Consider the following 18,968-nt stretch of genomic DNA (forward strand, 5'->3'; position numbering starts at 1 on the left):
CACCGACAGTGACCACAGAGGAGAGTACGAGACTCGCGCACCCACCGCGACCCCGCGATCACCAGTGGTTCAACCTTCAGCGCTCGGCGACGAAGACGCCCACACCGGGGACGCCGACAAGCAAACCTTCGGCCTTCAAGGTCAGCATCGCGTTGCGCACGACGATCGACGAAACCTTATGGATCTCGCAGAGTTGCGAGGTGGACGGCAGCTTCTCACCGGGCGACAAGGCGCCCGACGCGATCTGCTCACGGATTTGCTCGGCAAGTTCGACCCATTTCGGGCTCGGCGGCATAGCGATACTCCCTGGTCAGCGCCTACGGAGTTGGTCCTTCCCCACCGCACAGAGCGCCCGGCCAGCCAGCCCCCGGTCGGCCGGGCGTGCCGTGGCCGACCCGCACACCGGCCACGGTCACCCGCACGGCTACCGGCGGACGGGAGACACCCTCGTGCGCCACGAACCCGACGACTTCCACCCACCACCCGCGAGACACAGCCCCGGACCGGCCGACCGGCTGGCATTCACCCAGGACGTCGAGGACGTCGCCGAGCCGTGGCCGTAGCAACCTCAGCGCTCCGTGACGAAGACTCCGAGCCCGTGCACTCCATGCACCCAGCCCTGCGTTTGCAGCACGAGGACGGCTTGTCGCACCACAGTGCTCGACACCTTGTGCTGCTCCTTGAGCTGAGCAGTCGACGGCAGCTTGTCGCCGGGTTGGAGCTGACCCGACTCGATCTGCTCCCGGATATGGTCCGCGAGCTGCTCCCACTTTGGTTTGACGGGCATTCGCACTCCCAGGTCTGCACCGTCATTCGATCACGCACGACTACTTGTGACAAGTAACGTGATGAGGTCCTTGCTTTCCGTGACTAGTTGTGTAAAGTTCGAATCGACCGGCTCCCAGGTCTGCAAACCGGAGTTGGTTTTCCCACCGCACAGAGCGCCCGGCCGGTCGATCCCCCCGGTCGGTCGGGCGTGCCGTGGTCGGCCCGCACACCGGCCACGGCCACCCGCACGGCTACCGACGGACGGGAGACACCCTCGTGCGCCACGATCCCGACGACTTCCACCTTCCACCCGCGAGGCACAGCCCAGGACCGGCTGACCGGCTGGCATCCGCTCAGGACATCGAGGACGCCGACGACATCCTCTTCGCGCACCCACCCCGCACGGTCACCCGCTGGGTGTGCGGGTGCGGCGAGGCGTACCCCTGTCCTGAAGTCCGCTTCGCCCAACTGGTCAAGGCAGCGACCGTGCGGACCAGCCGGTGAACGCCGCCGAGCTGCGCCGGCACGTCGACCGGGAGCTGGCCGACGCGCGGCAGACGATCGCGGAGCACGGCACCGAGGCGTACACCGGAGTCTGCCGGCGCTGCGGGCGGCCCGGTCCGTGCGACGAGCAGCGCGCCGCGCGCAACCGGCTCACCCGGTACGCCGCCCCGGTGGACCGGTTGCGTACCGCCTGGTAGGCCGGCATCGCGCCGGCCGACCGGGCCGGCGCGGTGCTGCACGGAGCCGGGCCGCCCGGCCGGCGGCTGCCCTGGCGGGACGCGGTCACCGAGAGCTGGCGGGCACTGAGCCTGGTGTACGCCGGCCTGGCCCAGGCCGGCGCCACCGACGCGTCGGCGGGTGACCTGCTGGCGGCGCTCCGGGAAGCCCGCGCCGACGCGGACCGGGCGGCCGCCGAGGCGGCTCGGGTGCGCTGGTGGCTGGGGGGCGGCCGAGGACCGCCTCCGTCGGGCGGCCCCGACCCACGGCGGCGTCGGGCGGCAGCGTGCCGCGCTACCCCCGGGCGATGCCACTGCGGCGCGGCGGTTCGCCGCCGCCGTCGGCCGGCTCGACGTGGTGGCGATCCGGCTGGCGATCGGCGGCCGGGCGATCGACCGGTGGGTCGCCGGGCTGACCTGCGCGCCGGAACCCGCCCGGACACTCCCCCTCGCTCCGGGCATCCCCGCCGCCGTGCTGGCCGACGGGCTGCGCGCGGCGGCGGCGCTGGCCGTCGCACGTGCACGGAACCGACCCCGACGACTCTGGAGGCACCGATGACCGACGACCTGACCCGCACGCTGCGTGCCCTGCTCGACGGCCGGATCAGCCGCCATGATCGGCGCCTGCGGCGGCTGACCGAGCCGCAGTGGCGACGGTACGCGGACCTGCTGGCCGGGGCGCTGCTGGTGGCGGTCCGCCGCCGGTTCGCCGCCGGCCAGGATCGCGCGCCGCTGATCCGGTTCGTCTCGGCGGCCCGGGAACGCTACGACCTGACCGGGTGCGACGTGGACCCGGCGCTGGCCGAAGCGCTGCTCGGTGCCGCGCTCGGGGAGCGACCGCCGCCACCCGGGACCGCCACAGCCGTCACTGTCGGCACCGTGCTGCTGCTCGCGCTACTTGAGGACGAGGGCTTGACCGCGGACGAGATGGACGCCTTCCTGACCGCCGCCGAGGCCGCCGCAGCCAGCTCCACTCCCGTCCCCGACCCGCGTACCGAAGCCGAGTCGACCTGAGCGTCGGCGTTCAGAGCACCGTGCGGAAGAGCACCAGGTAGCCGCAGTAGGCCAGCGGCACCGCCAGGAAGCACACCGCGATCCCGAGCAGCGGGTAGCGCGGCGGCGTACCGGCGACCATCGGCGCCCGGCCGAACCGGCCCAGCACCAGCCAGCCGGCGATCAGCGCCACGGCCGGCAGGCCGGCACACATCCACGCGTACAGGGTGAAGGAGTCGACCATCCCGACCCCGGAGGCGAGCACCATCACCAGCATCAGGACCACGCCGAGCGCGGCGCAGCCGAGGTACACCGCGAGCGCCCGGGACACCGGCGACCAGGTCGGCAGCAGCGGGGGCCGCTGGGCCAGCAGCTCGGCCTGCTGCCCGTACCGGTCGGCCTCGTCGGCGTAGCGCCGCGCCAGCTCCAGCTCCGCCGCCGGGTCCGCGTCGCCCGCGCGGGGCCCCGGCACCGCCAGCGCCGTCTCCCCCACCCCACCGGAGGGGTACGCCCCGACCCCCGGCCGCCCCGGCGCGGCGGCTGCGCCGCCGATCATCCCCGTCCCCGGCCCGCTGCCGGTGGGCCCGACCGGTGCCAGCGGCGGCAGCGGCGCACCCGAGACCGGCGCGGCCGGCGGTGAGCCGGGCTGTGCGGCCGGCCCGCCCCACGCCGGGGCCGGGGACGGCGGGCCCGGCGGCGGCAGCGGCGCACCCGAGACCGGCGCGGATGCCGGCGGTCGCGCCCACACCGATCCGGCAGTCGGCACGTCATCGCTGACCGGGGCCGTCGGGCTGCCCGGCACGGTGGGTGCCGGTGGGCCAGGGGGCGCGGCCGGCGGCGGACCGCCGGGCGGAGACGGCGGGCCGACCGCGGCGGGCTGCGCGCCGATCGCGCGGCCGAGCTGGTCGAGGCGCTGCCCCTGGGCGGTGAGCCGGTGCTGGAGGGACGCGACGGCGGCGTGCAGGTCGCGCCGGCGCTCGGCCTCCGCGGCGGCGCCCCGCTCGCCGGCGCGGCGCTGCTCGGCGAGCAGCCGGGCGAGGGCGGCGTAGTCGGCGAAGGACATCAACCCTCCCCGTCGTCGTCGGCGGGCTGGCCGTCGCGGGCGAACGGCACGACCAGCCGGGTGCGGTGGTCGTGCCGGTCGACCAGCAGGGCCCGGTCGGCGCGCGGCTGGTAGCTGAGCTCGGGCACGCCGAGGTGCAGCGCGAGGTCGGCGCCGGGCACGTTCAACGCGACCAGGCAGGCGACGTCGTCGCGGTTGTGCGTGCCGCCCAGGTCGTCGGCGAGCCGGCGCAGCCCGCGCCACCAGCCGAGCAGGTGCACCCCCCGCCCGGGGCCCTGCCGCAGCAGTTGCCGCAGGTCGTCGTGACCGGTGCGGAAGGTGGCCGGGTCGGCGGCGGTCAGCACGCCGGTCGCGGCGTCCACACCGAACACGACGAGGTAGGTGCGGCCGCCGGCCGCCTCGCCGGGAGCGGTCGCGCCACCGGAGGCCGCCCCACCTGAGGGCGCGCCACCGGAGGTCGCGCCGTCGGGCGCCTCGGCCGAGGGGTCCGCCGCCAGTTCCCCGAGCCGGGCGCGCAGCGCCGCCGCGTCGAGGCGCTCGACCGGGTGGCCGGCGGCGGCCAGCGCGCCGGCCGTGTCGGCCACGGCCGGCTCGGCGGCGGTCACCAGCGGGGCGAGCAGGAACCGCGCGTCGCCGGGAGCGTGCTGGCGGGCCAGGCTGAGGGTGGCCGCGCGCAGCACCTCGGCGCCGGCGGCGGAGGTGCCCACCACGGCCAGGTGCCGGCCCGGGGCGGTGTCCATGATGAACAGGGCGGTGGTGCCGTCCACGTCGACCGTGCGGCCGACCAGAGCCAGGGGACGCCGCCCGCCGGGACGCAGCCCGGTGTAGGTGGGGTCGTCCTCCAGCCGCGCGGTCTCGTACCCCTTGAAGACCGACGGCGGGCGCGCGCCGGTCGGGCGGGCCGCCCACAGCTCGTGGCGCAGCCGGGCGAGCTCGGCGGCGCTCGCGTGGGCGTCGGGGAAGCGGACCACGCTGTCCGCGCCGGCCGCGCCGGCGGCGGTGTTGAGCACGGCGGACCCGACCGGCAGGGTGGCGGCGGAGTCGTTCAGCGGGTCGAGCACTCCACCGCCGCCGGGCAGCGCCACCCGCAGCGCGAACTGCCCGAAGATCGCCTCGGCACGGCCGTAGAGGGCCTCGATGCCGGTGGTGGCCTGGCTGGCGAGCACCAGGTGGACGCCGTACGAGCGGCCCTTGCGGGCCAACTCCTCCAGCAGGTCGACCGACTCCCGGGCGGGGGCGTCGTTGCCGGCGAGCAGCACATGGAACTCGTCGACCACCGCGACCACCCGGGGCAGCCGCGCCTCCCGGGGCAGGTCGGCCAGCTTGGTGACGCCGTGCCGCTTGAACGCGGTGGCGCGGCGCTGCAGTTCCCGGCGCAGCTCGCGGAGCACCGCCACGCCGTACTCCCGGTCGGATTCGATGCCGCACGCCCGGGCGTGCGGCAACCAGGACGGGTCGCGGCCGGTGGGGACGAACTCGGTGAAGCTCACCCCCTCCTTGAAGTCGAGCAGGTAGAGCTGCAGCTCGGCCGGGGAGTAGCGGGCGGCCAGCCCGTACAGGACGTCGAGGAGGAACACCGTCTTGCCGGCGCCGGTGCGCCCGCCGACGAGCCAGTGCGGGGTGGCGTCGTCGAAGGCGACGGTGACCGGATCCCGCCCGCAGCGGCCGACCACGGTACGCAGACCGCCCGCCGACGACTCGGCCCAGCGCCGGCCGGGCAGCAGGTCCGCGAAGTGCGGCAGCGCGCCCTGCCGGACGGCGGCGCCGAGGTGCCCGGCCAGCGCCGCCACGGACGCGGCGGGCGGGTCGCCGTCGAGGCGCACCGGGGCGGCGAGACCACTGCCGTCGGCGCTGAACGGGTGCCCGGGCGGGTCGCCCACGTGGGCGTCGTCGCCGTCGAGGCGTACCGTCGTCGCCGTGCCGAGCGCGGGCGTCCCGGTGTCGCCGGCGAGCAGGACGCACACCGCGGCGGCCGGGCCGGCGTGGGTGAGCGCGGCGAGCCGGGCGGCCTCCCGCGGCGGCGGCGGGCCCGCGGCGACCACGAGCAGCAGGTCCTGGTCGGGCCGGTCGGCGGCGCGGGCCGTGCGGGCGTGCGCCTCGGCGGCGTCGAGTACGGCGGTGACCTCCGCCTCGGTGGTCGCCGGCGGGTCGAGCACGCCGGCGTCCAGCAGTGGGCGCAGCGGCCCGAAGGTGGCGCCGAGGGCGGCGGTGTCGAGGCCGGCGACCCGCACCGCGCCGGGCGGGGCGGTGGCGAGCAGCCGGAGCACCACCGCGCGCAGCAGGCCGGCCACGCGCGGGTCGCGGGCGTCGGTGTCGACCGCGAGGTGGTGACCGCCGCCGAGCGGGACGACGACCGGGAAGCCGCCGAGCGGCGTGGCCGCCTCGCCGAGGCGTACCGGCACCGGGCCGGCGCCGAGCGGGGTGGCGCCGGGGGTGGGGGTGGCCAGCTCGCCGCCGAGATGGGCGAGCCGGGCGAGCAGATCGGCCGCGCCGGCCGGCGGCGCGGGCGGCGGGGCGGCGCCGAGCGCGCGGCGGGCGGTGTCGAGGTGCGCCCGGGCCGCGCGGTGGGCCGCGGCCGCCTGCCCGTACGCCGACGCGAGCCTGCCCACCCTCGTTCCCGCTCCCGTCGCCTCGCCCGTCCCGGTCCGCCGAGAACCTTAACCGACCGCGGCGGCACCGGGACAGTCCGAACACGACCCGACACGCCGGTCAGCGCGGCGGCGGTCCACAGGGGGCGGGGCTCTCGGCCGGGCGGTCGGTGACGCCGCAGGCCCAGACCTCGACCGGCTCGACGGTCACGTCCGGCACCCGCTCGACCCGCATCAGCGCGAGCCGCTTGTCGACCGGCTCGCCCGAGTCCGGCAGGTACCGGATCAGGCCGGACACGCCCGGGTAGCCCCGGCCGGCGTTCTGCCGCAGCACCTCGGCGTGCACGCCGACCGGGTTGACCGCGGTCGGCTCCCACCGCTGCCCCGGGTCGGCGTGGTGCAGCCGGGCGGCCAGGCTCTCCACGGCGCGGACCATCATCATCGCCGCGTCGTACGCGAGGCTCACCCGCTCCCCCACCGGGTGCGGCCGGTCGGGCCGGCAGCGGGGCGGGTCGAGCAGGTCGTCGGCCTGGATCCAGGTGAGGAACGTGGCCCGGGCCTCGTCGCGCCGCTGCTGCGCGGCCCGCAGCGCGTCGCAGGTGCCCAGCGACGCCTTCGACACGTACGTGACGGGGATGTTGCCGGGTGCCGCGGCGCGCAGCCCGGGGTTGGCGATGTAGCGGTTGACCGAGTCGTCGCCGACGAGGTGCCGGGGCGGGTTGTCGCCGCACTCGCGCAGCGCCCGCAGGAACCCGTCGAACTCCGACCAGCGGCCGGCGAAGAAGAGCAGGCCCGGGTAGCCGCACTCGACGGTCAGCCGCTTACCGGTGCGCCACTCCTCCAGCCGGGTCAGCCGCGGGCCGAACCGCTCCCGCAACCCGTGGACGAGGGTGTTGACGTACAGGTCCCGCTCCAGCGAGCTGCCCTCCCCGGTCGTCCAGTACACGTGCGCCTCGTCGACCTTGAGCACCTGCCGCGCGTACGCCTCGACCATCCGGACCTGGTCGGTGTTGGGCGCGCTGACCTGGAGGTACAGCCGCGAGTTGGCGTCCATCCGGTCGGCCGACAGGGTGGGCGCCAGCACCGGCAGGCCGACCCGGTTCAGCTCGGCCAGCGCCCGGGCGGTGCTGGCGCGGCTCTCCACCATGCCGATCACGCCGAGCACCGTGGGGTCGTCGCGGGCCAGGTCGGCGAGCATGGCCACGGCGCGGTCGGCGTGCCGCATCTGCCGGCCGCCGTTGGCGACGACGATGCGCAGCAGCGCTGCCCCGTCCGCGCCGGCCGACTCCTTCAGCAGCGCGTACTGGGCGGTGGCCATGCCCTCCAGCTCCTCGCGTTCGGACACGTAGGACTCCTCGTCGGCGCGGGTGCGGTTGCCGGTGAGGGTGCCCAGGTAGACCAGCGTCAGGTAGGGGCGGCGGCGGTCGCTGCGCCGCCACACCTCCTCGGTGGCGCGGTTCTGGGCGAAGATGCGTTCCTGCACCGCGCGCAGCCGGTCCTGGCCGGGGTCGTTGTTGAACAGCTGGGCGGCGCTGTCGCTGTAGCCGACGCACTCGCCGTCGACCATCTCGACGGCGACCCGACCGCCGGTGAGCGACGGGTGGCAGCCGGGCCCCCAGCGGGTGCCGGCCCAGGTGCTGCCGGCAGCCACCAGCACCAGGGCCAGCGCGGCCGGCAGGAAACGCCGGGACCACCAGGGCGGTTCCGGCGCGCTGAACGGACGCAGGCCGCCGCGCGGCGGCGGGCCGCTCTCGGCGTTGTCCGGCCGCAGTACCACCAGCCAGGCGGCCGCCCGGCGTAGCCGGCGCATCTCGGGCAGCGCCTCGGACCACTCGTCGTACGCCTCGTCGGCCTCGTCCAGCGGGTGCGGCTCAGGCAGCTCGGGCGGCGGCCCGTCGGCGGCGGCGACCACCAGCAGCGGGTCGTTGCGCCCGGTCTCGTTGCGGACGTCGGTGAGCAGGCGGACCAGCAGGTGCCCGGGGTTGCCCGGTGCGACGCCGTCGAGCAGCAGGACCGGGTACGCCGTGCGCCGCCAGTCGGCCGGGCGCCACAGCCGCCGCCGGTACGCCTGGCGCAGGTCCTCCAGGAACGCGTGCAGCAGCAGCTTGTCGACCTGGTCGGGCTGCTCCCCGTCGCGCCAGCCCGCGGTGAGCCGCTCCGCGAAGCCGAGGAACGTGACCGACTGGCGGGGCGCCAGGTACTGCTGGCGCATGAACCAGCGGTAGCGCCGCCCGAGCACCGGCACCCGGCCGGAGACGGCGACCCGGAAGACCGCGCCGGGCACCGCCCGGCGGACCAGCCAGAGCAGCAGCTGCGACACGATCGAGACGGTGTCGCCGCCGGCCGGCACCGGGTCGGCGAGGCCGCGCGGCCCGCGCCGGTCGCGCAGCCGGCGGACCAGCGCCGAGCGGCCCTCGCCGGCGTCCAGGCCGACGCTGAGGCTCTGCTGCATCAGCCAGTCGGCGAGCCGGTAGTGCTCGAAGCGCAGCCGGGTCGTGCCGAAGGCTTCCAGCGACAGCTGCCGGTGCAGCTCCCGCAGGAGCGTGGGCATGTCGGCGGGCTGGGCGGCGGTGTCCAGGACGGCGTGCGGGACGCGGCGCCGCGGCCCCTGCCCGAGGAAGCGGCGGACGAGGGCCATCAGGTCGGCGGTGCCGGGTGGCCGGACCAGCCACAGCACCGGGAGCCGGCGGTCGCCGCGGCGGGGCCGGCGCAGCAGGCGGGCGAGCAGCCCGAGCAGCTCCCAGCCGCCGGCCGGCAGCCGGTCCCGGCTGGCCGGTGGCGGCTTCTGGCTGGTCGACTCGCGCATGGTCACCCCCGGGTCAGTGGCGCAGCGTGCCCGTCCGATCACCTCAGTGTGGCGGTCGGGAGCAAGCGGGCCGGCGGCCGGTGGTCCGGGGTGGACCACCGGCCGCCGGGTGGGCGCGGTCAGCCGGTGACGGCGTTCAGGGCCGGCAGGTAGCCGTAGCGGTAGCCGTCGGCGTTCGGGTGGTACGCCTCGATGATCCCGGTGACGTCTTTGATCCATGGGCTCGACGCGCAGACGCCGTGCCCGGCGAAGTAGGGGCGGGTGTCGGCGAAGGTGGCCCCGGCCGCGGCGGCCCGGGCGGCGGTGACGCTGGCGAGGACGTCGGCGGCCTCGTTGAGCATCTGTCGCTTGGTGCTGCTCATTCCGAGCAGCCCGCACCAGCCGGTCTCGAACAGGCGCGGGTAGCCGAGCACGATGAGCCGGGCGTTGGGCGCCCGGTTGCGGATCGCCGCGTACGTGGCGTCCAGCCGCCCGGGCAGGGTGGTGGTGGCGAACGTCTTGGCCGCGTTGACGGCGTTGGTGCAGTTGGCGGTGCTTTCGAAGCGGCAGGTGGTCATCACGTCGGCGAAGCCGGCGTCGTTGCCGCCGATCGTGATGGTCACCAGGGTGGTGCTGGTGCTCAGCGAGCTCACCTGGTTGTTGATGACGTCGGAGGTGACCGCGCCGCCGCAGGCCGGGAACCGGAAGCTGGTCACCGCGTTCGCGGCGGCCCAGAGCGGGGCGTACGACTTCTGGCTGCGCAGGCAGGTGGACAGGTCGTACGGGCCGGCGCCGACGCCGGAGGAGTACGAGTCGCCGAGCGCGACGTAGTTGACGGTGGCGGCCTGGGCGGTGCCGGGGACGAGTACCGCCCCGGCGACGGCGGTGAACAGGGCGACCAGCGCGGCCAGGGCGCGGGCCAGCGGGCGGTGTGGCATGAGGGACCTCCACAGGACAGGGGTGGTGGTGGCCCTGTGACCGCGCGCGTGGCCAGGGGTGCAACGGTTGTTACTAGTCGGTAATGCTATCGAAACATTTGGATAAAGTGAATAGCCGTTAAGCCGCGACGGCGGGCCGGCAGGGGCCCCTTAGCAACGCCTGGCGGAGTGGCAGGGCCCCTTGTCAACGGCCCGGCAGCGACCGGCCGGCCGCGCTCCGGTTGCGCGGGCGCGGCGTCGCCGGCCGGCGCAGGGCCACCCAGCGACGCCCGGCCGACCGCAGGGGCCGGAACGCGCCGGACACCACCGGTCGGGTCCGCCCGACGACCTGCGGGGCCGGACGGACGACCCGGGCCGCCGCGACCACCCGGCGGACCGGACGCCGCACCACCCGGGCGGTCAGGATCCGCGCGACCCGGTGCCGCAGCCGCCGCTCCCGCAGGTGGTCCAGGGCCACCCCGGCCGCCACCGTGGCCAGCATCGTGGCCGTTCCGGCCAGCACCAGGGTCTGCCGCGCGCCGGCGTGCTCGGACAGCCAGCCGAGCAGCGGCGCCCCGACGGCGGCGGAGACGGAGCCGGTCACCGCGAGGGCGGCGAGCACCCGACCGCGCATGGCGTAGTCCGTGTCGAGCTGGGCCCGGGCGCCGACCGTGGTGTCGATGACCACCGCCGCGGCGGCCACCGGCAAGATGACCGCCGCGAAGCTCAGCGTGCCCGGCGCCAGCCCGGCGACGACCTGCAACGTGCTGGCCAGCAGTCCGGCGCCGACCAGGACGCCGTACCCGAGGTGGCGGCGGCGGGCCGCCACGAACGCGCCGAGCACCGTGCCGACGGCGAAGACGGTGGAGAGCAGCCCGTACCCGGCGACACCCCCGCCGAGCGGGCCGTCGCTCATCGCGGCCATCGTCACCTGGTAGTTGCGACCCAGGCTGCCCAGCACGAACGACAGCGCCAGCGCGACCAGCACCACCGGTTGACGCAGCAGGTAGCGGAAGCCGGCCCGGATCCCGTTGGCCTCCGGGGCCGCGTCGGCCGGCTCCGGGGCGTACCGGTCGCGCTCCCGGATCGCCGACAGGGCGGCGATGACCGCGACGAAGCTGACGGCGTTGACCGCGAACAGCAGCGCCGGGCCGACGGCCGCGACCACCACGGCACCCGCGCTCATGCCGAGGATCCGCCCGGCGGAGTTGGTCAGCGAACCGAGGGCGAGAGCGTTGCCGAGGGTGTCCCGGTCCACCAGGGTCGAGCACCAGCGGCCCATCATCGGACCCTCGACGGCGGAGACCGCGCCGGTCGCCAGCGAGATCGCGTAGATCGCCGGCAGGCCGCCGGCACCGGTCGCGGCCACCAGGGCGAGGCCCGCCGCGAGCGCCGCGTGGGCGCCCTGCGCGGCGATCAACAGCGGCCGGGCGGACAGCCGGTCCGCCAGCGCCCCGCCCCAGGCGCTGAGCAGCAGCGCGGGGACCGCCTGGAGGAGGACGGCCAGGCCCATCGACGTCGCCGAACGGGTCTCGGCGAGGACGTACCAGTTGACCCCGAGCACCTGCATCCAGGTGCCGACGACGGAGACGAACCCCGCGCCGGCCCAGATCCGGTAGTTGCGGTGGCGTAGCGCGGCGAATGTGGCTCCGAACGCCACGGGGACCTCCCGACCGGACCGGCGGACATGCGAAGGCCGGACCACTCCGGGCCCGGCCGGCGCCAAGTCTGACCGGCGCGAACCCGTTCCGCCGCCGTACGTGAGGGGGTTCACCGAGCCGGTTCGGGCGGGCCGGACCGCCGTGGGACGAACCGGGCACGACGACGCCCCCGGTCCGGGCTCGGCCGGACCGGGGGCGTCGGGTCAGGTCAGCGGGCCGCCAGCGGCTGCGCCGCCGGGTACACCGGCGCCGGCAGCGACCCCGGGCCACCCAGGTACGCGTGGATGGCGGCGGCAGCCGCCCGGCCCTCGGCGATCGCCCACACGATCAACGACGCGCCGCGGTGCATGTCGCCGGCGACGAAGACGCCGTCCACGGCGGTCTGCCAGTCCGGTCGGGCGTCGATCGTGCCGCGCCCGTTGCGGGCCACCCCGAGCTGGTCGAGCAGCGGCTGCTCCTCGGTGCCGTCGAAGCCGATCGCCAGCAGCACCAGCTCGGCCGGTAGTTCGCGTTCGGTGCCCGGCAGCGCGGTGACGACGCGCCGGCCGTCCCGCTTCTCCACGGTCACCTCGGCGATCCGGACCGCCCGCACCGCGCCCGTACCGTCGTCGACGAACTCCCGCACGGCGACCGCGAACACCCGCTCGCCGCCCTCCTCGTGGGCCGGGTACTCGCGCAGGATCCACGGCCAGGTCGGCCACGGGTCCCGGGCCTCGTCCCGGCCGCGCGGCGGCTGCGGGTAGAGGTCGAGCTGGTGCACACCGGCCGCGCCCTGCCGGTGGGCGACGCCCAGGCAGTCCGCCGCGGTGTCGCCGCCGCCGATGATGACCACGTGCCGGCCCGCCGCGTCGATCGGCGTGCCGTCGGGCAGCACGGCGCGGGCCGGCCGGCCCGCCCCGGCCGCGGCGACCACCCGGTTGGCCGCGACCAGGTGATCCATCGCCTGGTGGACGCCGCGCAGCGCCCGGCCGGGCGTCTCCGGGGTGTCCCGGCCGGCGAGGGCGCCGCAGGCCAGCAGCACCGCGTCGTGCTCGGTGCGCAGCTGCTCGGCGGTCACGTCGACGCCGACCTCCACCCCGGTCCGGAAGCGCACCCCCTCGGCGGCGAGCTGCGCCAGCCGCCGGTCGATGTGCCGCTTCTCCAGCTTGAAGTCCGGGATGCCGTACCGGAGCAGGCCGCCCAGCGCGTCGTCCCGCTCGTACACGGTGACCGCGTGACCGGCGCGGGCCAGCTGCTGCGCGGCGGCGAGCCCGGCCGGGCCGGAGCCGACCACGGCGACCGACCTGCCGGTCGGCGGCGGCACCGGACGCGGCCGCAGCCCGCCGCCCGCCACCGCCGCGTCGGCGATCTCCACCTCGACCTGCTTGATGGTGACCGGCTGCTGGCCGCCGAGGCCGAGCACGCAGGCCGCCTCGCACGGCGCCGGGCAGAGCCGACCGGTGAACTCCGGGAAGTTGTTGGTGGCGTGCAACGACTCGACCGCGGCGGCCCAGTTGCCGGTCCGGACCAGGTCGTTCCAGTCCGGGATGCGGTTGCCCAGCGGGCAACCGTCGTGGCAGAACGGGATGCCGCAGTCCATGCAGCGGGTCGCTTGCTCGCGGATCAGCTCCTCACCCGCCGGTGGGTAGACCTCGCGCCAGTCCATGATCCGCACCGGCACCGGCCGGCGGGCCGGCAACCGCCGGTCGTAACGCAGGAAACCGTTCGGATCAGGCACGAGCCACCTCCTGGGCGGTCGCCCGCGGGGCGGGCGGCACCGGCGTTGCCGGATCGGACGGCGCCGGCTGCGCCGCCGGGGCGGCCAGCGCGCTCATCACCGCCTCGTCGACGTCGTGGCCGGCGGCTTCGGCGGCCCGCATGATCTCCAGCACCCGGCGGTAGTCCCGGGGCACCACGGCGGTGAACTCCTCCACCGCCTCCGGCCAGCGCTTGAGCAACTCCTCGGCGACCGCCGAGTCGGTCTCGGCGAAGTGCCGCTGCACCAGCTCGTGCAGCGTCGCCCGCTCCTCCTCGCCCAGTGCCGCCAGGTCCACCAGCTCGGTGTTCACCAGCCGCCGGTCCAGCCGCCACACGAACGCGGTGCCGCCGGACATGCCGGCGGCGAAGTTACGCCCGGTCGGCCCGAGCACCACGACGGTCCCGCCGGTCATGTACTCGCAGCCGTGGTCGCCGACGCCCTCCACGACGGCCACCGCGCCCGAGTTGCGCACCGCGAACCGCTCCCCGACCCGGCCGCGCAGGAACACCTCGCCCGACGTCGCGCCGTACAGGATGGTGTTGCCCGCGATGATCTGGTCCTCCGCCCGCGCGCCCGGCGCGGCGGCGGCGGCGACGAACGGCGCCGCGTCGTCGGGGCGGACCACCAGCCGGCCGCCGGAGAGCCCTTTGCCGACGTAGTCGTTGGCGTCGCCGTACAGCCGCAGGGTCACCCCGCGGGGCAGGAACGCGCCGAACGACTGCCCGGCGGTGCCGCGCAGGTCGAACTCGATCGTGCCGGCGGGCAGGCCGGCGCCACCGTAGCGGCGGGTCACCTCGCCGCCGAGCATCGCGCCGACGCTGCGGTGCTCGTTGCGGATCGGCACCTCCACCCGGACGTGCGGCGCCCGCGCCTCGGCGCCGGCCGCCTCCGCCCGCGACGCCGCGTCGCGCAGCGCCGGCGCGGCGAGCGCGATCAGCTCGTTGTCCAGCGCCAGGTCGAGGCCGTGGTCCTGGGCGCGTACGCCGCGACGGGCCGTGCCCTCGGGCAGCTCCGGCAGGTGCAGGACCGGGCTCAGGTCGAGACCGGACGCCTTCCAGTGGTCGACCGCCGGCGTGACGTCGAGCAGCTCCGTCCGGCCGATCGCCTCGTCGATCGAGCGCAGCCCCAGCTCGGCCAGGTAGCCCCGGACCTCCTCGGCGAGGAAGAGGAAGAAGTTCTCCACGAACTCCGGGCGGCCGGTGAACCGCTCGCGCAGCACCGGGTTCTGCGTCGCGATGCCCACCGGACAGGTGTCCAGGTGGCAGACCCGCATCATCACGCAGCCCTCGACGATCAACGGGGCGGTGGCGAAGCCGAACTCCTCGGCGCCGAGCAACGCCGCGACCAGCACGTCCCGGCCGGTCTTGAGCTGCCCGTCGACCTGGACGGTGACCCGGTCGCGGAGCTTGTTGAGCAGCAGCGTCTGCTGCGCCTCGGCGAGCCCCAGCTCCCACGGCGTGCCGGCGTGCTTCAGCGAGTTCAGCGGGGACGCGCCGGTGCCGCCGTCGTGGCCGGAGATGAGGATGACGTCGGCCTTGAGCTTGGCGACGCCCGCCGCGACCGTGCCCACGCCGACCTCGCTGACCAGCTTGACGTGCACCCGCGCCGACGGGTTGACGCACTTGAGGTCGTGGACGAGCTGGGCCAGGTCCTCGATCGAGTAGATGTCGTGGTGCGGCGGCGGGGAGATCAGGCCGACGCCCGGCGTGGCGTGCCGGGTCCGCGCGATCCACGGCCAGACCTTGTTGCCGGGCAGCTGACCGCCCTCGCCGGGCTTGGCGCCCTGGGCCATCTTGATCTGGATGTCGTCGGCGTTGACCAGGTACTCGCTGGTCACCCCGAACCGGCCGCTGGCGATCTGCTTCACCGCGGACCGGCGGGTCGGGTCGTACAGCCGCTCGACGTCCTCGCCGCCCTCGCCGGTGTTGGACTTGCCGCCGAGCCGGTTCATCGCGATCGCGAGCGTCTCGTGCGCCTCCGCCGAGATCGACCCGTACGACATGGCGCCGGTGGCGAACCGCTTGACGATCTCGCTGGCCGGCTCGACCTCCTCGACCGGCACCGGTGGGCGTACCCCGGTGCGCAGCGTGAACAGGCCGCGCAGCGAGCCCGCCTGCGCGGCCAGCTCGTCCACCTTGGCGGTGTACCGGCGGAAGACGTCGTACTGGCGGCTGCGGGTGGCGTGCTGGAGCAGGAAGACCGTCTCCGGGTTGAACAGGTGCAGCTCGCCCTCGCGGCGCCACTGGTACTCGCCGCCGACCTCCAGCCGGTCGGTCGCCGCCGCGCCCGGCGCCGGCCAGGCGCGCGAGTGGCGGGCGGCCACCTCGGCGTGGATCTCCGCCAGCCCGATCCCGCCGATCTTGCTGGGGGTGCCCCGGAAGTAGCGCTCGACCAGGCGGGCGTCCAGCCCGACCGCCTCGAAGACCTGGGCACCGCAGTACGACGACACGGTCGAGATGCCCATCTTGGACATGATCTTCAGGACGCCCTTGCCGAGCGCCTTGACGTAGTTGCGGACGGCCGCGGCGGGCTCGACGCCGGCCAGCACGCCGGTGGAGATCATGTCCTCCACCGACTCGAACGCCAGGTACGGGTTGACCGCCGCCGCGCCGTACCCGATCAGCACCGCCGCGTGGTGCACCTCCCGGCAGTCACCGGACTCGACGACCAGCGCCACCTGGGTCCGCGTCTGCTCGCGGACCAGGTGCTGGTGCACCGCCGCGGTGAGCAGCAACGACGGGATCGGGGCCAGGTCGGCGTTGGAGTCCCGGTCGGAGAGCACCAGGATGCGGACGCCGTCCTCGATGGCCTCGGAGACGTGCCGGCAGATCTCGGTCAGCCGGGCCTTGATGCCGGCGCCGCCCTCCCGGACCCGGTACAGCCCGGAGACCCGGACCGCCTTGAAGCCGGGCAGGTCCCCGTCCTCGTCGATGGAGAGGATCTTCGCCAGCTCGTCGTTGTCGATCACCGGGTACGGCAGCACGATCTGGCGGCAGCTCGCCGGGCCCGGGTCGAGCAGGTTGCCCTCCGGCCCGATGGTGGACTGCAGGCTGGTCACCAGCTCCTCGCGGATGGCGTCCAGCGGCGGGTTCGTGACCTGGGCGAAGAGCTGGTGGAAGTAGTCGTAGAGCAGCCGCGGCCGGGTCGACAGCGGGGAGATCGGCGTGTCGGTGCCCATCGAGCCGATCGGCTCGGCGCCGGCCCGCGCCATCGGCGCGAGCAGGATCTTCAGCTCCTCCTCGGTGTAGCCGAAGGTCTGCTGCCGGCGGCGTACCGAGTCGTGGGTGTAGACGATGTGCTCGCGGGCCGGCAGGTCGGTCAGCTCGATGAGACCGGCGTGCAGCCACTCCTGGTACGGCTGCGCCGCCGCCAGCTCCGTCTTGATCTCGTCGTCGTGCACGATCCGCCCGCCGGCGGTGTCGACCAGGAACATCCTCCCCGGCTGGAGCCGCCCTTTGGCGACCACGGTGGCCGGGTCCAGGTCGAGGACGCCGGCCTCGCTGCCGAGCACGACCAGCCCGTCGGAGGTCTGCCACCAGCGTCCGGGGCGAAGGCCGTTGCGGTCCAGCACCGCGCCGACGATCTCGCCGTCGGTGAACGCCACCGACGCCGGCCCGTCCCACGGCTCCATCAGGCTGGCATGGAACCGGTAGAAGGCGCGCTTGTCGGCGCGCATGTCCGGGTCGTTCTCCCACGCCTCGGGGATCATCATCAGCACCGCGTGCGGCAGGCTCCGGCCGGCGAGGTGGAGCAGCTCCAGGACCTCGTCGAAGTTGGCCGAGTCGGAGGCGCCCGGCGTGCAGACCGGGAAGATCCGGCGGATGTTGCCGGGCAGGTCCGGCGTACGCAGCAGCGCCTCCCGGGCCTGCATCCAGTTCCGGTTGCCGCGGATGGTGTTGATCTCGCCGTTGTGCGCGATGAAGCGGTACGGGTGGGCCAGCGGCCAGGACGGGAACGTGTTGGTGGAGAAGCGGGAGTGCACCAGCGCGATCGCGCTCGCCACCCGCTCGTCGGTCAGCTCCGGATAGAACTCCGGCAGCTGGTCCGGCGTGAGCATGCCCTTCCAGACCATCGTGCGGCCGGACAGCGACGGGAAGTACGCCGGCACGCCACGCTCGGCCGACTCCCGCTCGGCCTGCTTGCGGACGCAGAACGCCACCCGCTCCAGCTCGAGGCCGCCCAGCCGGGACCCGGCCGGGCCGGCCGGCGAGTCGGTGAGCCGGTGCGCGGCCAGGAAGAGCTGCCGGATCCGGGGCAGCACCGCGACGGCCGTCTCGCCGAGACCGGACGGGTCGACCGGCACGTCCCGCCACCCGAGCAGGTCGGCGCCCTCGACCAGCGCGTACTTCTCGACCACCCGGCGGGCGCGCGCCTCGGCCTCGTCGTCGTCCGGGAGGAACACCAGCCCGGTCGCGTACTCCCCGACCGGCGGCAGCGGGAAGTCCACCACCGCGCGCAGGAACGCGTCCGGCACCTGCGTCATGATCCCCGCGCCGTCGCCCGTGTTCGGCTCGGCGCCCCGGGCGCCCCGGTGGTCCAGCCGGCGGAGCGCGGCGAGCCCTTTCGCCACCACCCCGTGCGACCGTCGGCCGTGCAGGTCCGCCACGAAGGCCACGCCGCACGCGTCGTGCTCGTACGCGGGATCGTAGAGCCCGGCCGCGGGTGCTCCGGGGCCGAGGTGCGGGAGCTGCTGCAGGCTGCGGTGCGGGTACGGAAAGGCCACCGGGCCTCCTGTCGTCACTCAGTTGATCTCGGTGGGGACGACGTCGGCCCGCAGGGGTCATTTGAGTTTACGTTAAGGGGGTCCGCGCAAGGCCAGTGCAGATTGATCACACCTTCCAGACTGTGGGACAGGTAGTCTCGCGCGGTGGATTCCGTGCACAAGGATACGGTCGAGCGGCTGGAACGCTTCTACGACGCCGTCCCCCGCGACACCGCCCGCGCCGAGGAGCATGGCGGCCTGGTGCTGTTCGTCCGGGAGGGCGCGGGCTGGCCGTTCTACGCCCGGCCCCGGCTCGACGCCGCCGGTCCGCCCACGCTCGCCGACGTCGCCGCCGTCCGGGAGCGCCAGCGGGAGCTGGGGCTGCCGGAGGCCTTCGAATGGGTGCACGAGATCACACCCGACCTGCTCCCCGTCGCCCGCTCGGCCGGCCTGGCCGTGCTCGAGGCGCCGCTGATGGTGCTCGACCCGGCCGCCCTGCCGGACCCGGCGACACTCGGCGACCTACCGGTGCGGCTGCTGGACCCGGCGGACCCGGACTTCGCGGCGGCGGTCGCCGCCCGCCGGGCCGTCGCCGCCGTCGGGTTCTCGGCACCCGGCACCGATCGGGGCTCCGCCGGCCCCGCCGAGCGGGACGCCGCGGTCACCGAGCTGGACGTGGCGGCGCTCGACGAGGAACGGGCCCGCGTCGCCGACGGCCGACGGCTGTCGGCGCTGGCCGGCACCTCCGCGGAGGGGGCGCTGGCGAGCGGGATGGCGATGCGCGTCGACGACGTCGCGGAGATCGCCGGTGTGGCCACCCTGCCGGCCGCCCGCCGCCGCGGCCTGGGCGCCGCGGTCACCGCCGCGCTGGCCCACGCGCTGCTCGCGGCGGGCACCGACCTGGTCTTCCTCTCCGCCGGCAGCGAGGAGATCGCCCGCGTCTACCTGCGGGTCGGCTTCCGCCGCATCGGGACCGCCTGCATCGCCGAACCCACCCCCGTCCTCCCCTGACCGCCCCCGGTCTCCCGGCCCCC

The 18,968-nt window shown here is 75.4% G+C and carries 13 protein-coding genes; 4 read left to right on the top strand and 9 right to left on the bottom strand.

Annotated elements, in window-relative coordinates; all coding sequences use genetic code 11:
- Nucleotides 1-76: 76 nt before the first annotated feature.
- Both EV376_RS26910 and EV376_RS26915 read right to left on the bottom strand, forming a co-directional pair.
- A complete protein-coding gene (locus EV376_RS26910) occupies nt 77-295 on the bottom strand; it encodes a winged helix-turn-helix domain-containing protein (protein WP_130327751.1) in 219 nt (72 codons plus the stop codon).
- A gap of 273 nt (nt 296-568) precedes the next feature.
- Entirely contained in the window at nt 569-787 is a 219-nt protein-coding gene (locus EV376_RS26915) for a winged helix-turn-helix domain-containing protein (RefSeq protein ID WP_130327752.1), read from the bottom strand.
- Nucleotides 788-1,044: 257 nt separating this feature from the next.
- On the opposite strand from EV376_RS26915, the gene EV376_RS26920 reads away from it, so the two are divergent.
- From EV376_RS26920 to EV376_RS26930, 3 genes are all read left to right on the top strand, one after another.
- Nucleotides 1,045-1,272 carry a hypothetical protein gene (locus EV376_RS26920; protein WP_130327754.1) on the top strand — a complete coding sequence of 76 codons (228 nt, stop codon included), beginning with the start codon at nt 1,045-1,047 and terminating at the stop codon, nt 1,270-1,272.
- Nucleotides 1,269-1,469, top strand: a complete 201-nt coding sequence (locus EV376_RS26925) for a hypothetical protein (RefSeq protein WP_130327756.1) — start codon at nt 1,269-1,271, stop codon at nt 1,467-1,469. The genes EV376_RS26920 and EV376_RS26925 overlap by 4 nt, the downstream gene beginning before the upstream one ends.
- Nucleotides 1,470-2,042: 573 nt before the next feature.
- The gene (locus EV376_RS26930) at nt 2,043-2,501 is read left to right on the top strand and encodes a hypothetical protein (RefSeq protein WP_130327758.1); all 459 of its coding nucleotides are present in this window, start codon (nt 2,043-2,045) and stop codon (nt 2,499-2,501) included.
- Nucleotides 2,502-2,511: 10 nt separating this feature from the next.
- On the opposite strand, the gene EV376_RS31130 is transcribed toward EV376_RS26930, so the two are convergent.
- The 7 genes from EV376_RS31130 to gltB all read right to left on the bottom strand — a co-directional run bounded on the left by EV376_RS31130 (nt 2,512) and on the right by gltB (nt 17,955).
- Nucleotides 2,512-3,543, bottom strand: coding sequence for a hypothetical protein (locus EV376_RS31130; protein ID WP_486482818.1), 1,032 nt, complete (start codon nt 3,541-3,543; stop codon nt 2,512-2,514).
- The gene (locus tag EV376_RS26940; RefSeq protein WP_130327760.1) at nt 3,543-6,152 is read right to left on the bottom strand and encodes an FtsK/SpoIIIE domain-containing protein; all 2,610 of its coding nucleotides are present in this window, start codon (nt 6,150-6,152) and stop codon (nt 3,543-3,545) included. The genes EV376_RS31130 and EV376_RS26940 overlap by 1 nt, the downstream gene beginning before the upstream one ends.
- A 100-nt stretch (nt 6,153-6,252) precedes the next feature.
- Nucleotides 6,253-8,937 (bottom strand): type 1 periplasmic-binding domain-containing protein, encoded by a 2,685-nt coding sequence (locus EV376_RS26945; protein WP_130327762.1) that lies wholly within the window; start codon nt 8,935-8,937, stop codon nt 6,253-6,255.
- 119 nt (nt 8,938-9,056) lie between these two features.
- Entirely contained in the window at nt 9,057-9,854 is a 798-nt protein-coding gene (locus EV376_RS26950) for an SGNH/GDSL hydrolase family protein (RefSeq protein WP_130327764.1), read from the bottom strand.
- Nucleotides 9,855-10,038: 184 nt separating this feature from the next.
- The gene (locus tag EV376_RS26955) at nt 10,039-11,493 is read right to left on the bottom strand and encodes an MFS transporter (protein ID WP_130327766.1); all 1,455 of its coding nucleotides are present in this window, start codon (nt 11,491-11,493) and stop codon (nt 10,039-10,041) included.
- A gap of 209 nt (nt 11,494-11,702) precedes the next feature.
- Nucleotides 11,703-13,211, bottom strand: coding sequence for a glutamate synthase subunit beta (locus tag EV376_RS26960; protein ID WP_130327768.1), 1,509 nt, complete (start codon nt 13,209-13,211; stop codon nt 11,703-11,705).
- Nucleotides 13,204-17,955: a glutamate synthase large subunit gene (gltB, locus tag EV376_RS26965; protein ID WP_130327770.1), complete on the bottom strand. Its 4,752-nt coding sequence runs from the start codon at nt 17,953-17,955 to the stop codon at nt 13,204-13,206. The genes EV376_RS26960 and gltB overlap by 8 nt, the downstream gene beginning before the upstream one ends.
- 153 nt (nt 17,956-18,108) lie before the next feature.
- Between gltB and EV376_RS26970 the strand changes: the two genes are divergently transcribed.
- A complete protein-coding gene (locus EV376_RS26970) occupies nt 18,109-18,945 on the top strand; it encodes a GNAT family N-acetyltransferase (RefSeq protein ID WP_130328885.1) in 837 nt (278 codons plus the stop codon).
- Nucleotides 18,946-18,968: the final 23 nt, after the last annotated feature.

The sequence above is a fragment of the Micromonospora sp. CNZ295 genome, from assembly GCF_004217535.1.

What these genes read in the sequence shown, in the direction of transcription:
- EV376_RS26910 (WP_130327751.1), bottom strand. Translation starts at nt 295, where the DNA reads ATGCCGCCGAGCCCGAAATGGGTCGAACTTGCCGAGCAAATCCGTGAG.
- EV376_RS26950 (WP_130327764.1), bottom strand. Translation starts at nt 9,854, where the DNA reads ATGCCACACCGCCCGCTGGCCCGCGCCCTGGCCGCGCTGGTCGCCCTG.
- EV376_RS26945 (WP_130327762.1), bottom strand. Translation starts at nt 8,937, where the DNA reads ATGCGCGAGTCGACCAGCCAGAAGCCGCCACCGGCCAGCCGGGACCGG.
- EV376_RS26915 (WP_130327752.1), bottom strand. Translation starts at nt 787, where the DNA reads ATGCCCGTCAAACCAAAGTGGGAGCAGCTCGCGGACCATATCCGGGAG.
- EV376_RS26930 (WP_130327758.1), top strand. Translation starts at nt 2,043, where the DNA reads ATGACCGACGACCTGACCCGCACGCTGCGTGCCCTGCTCGACGGCCGG.
- EV376_RS31130 (WP_486482818.1), bottom strand. Translation starts at nt 3,543, where the DNA reads ATGTCCTTCGCCGACTACGCCGCCCTCGCCCGGCTGCTCGCCGAGCAG.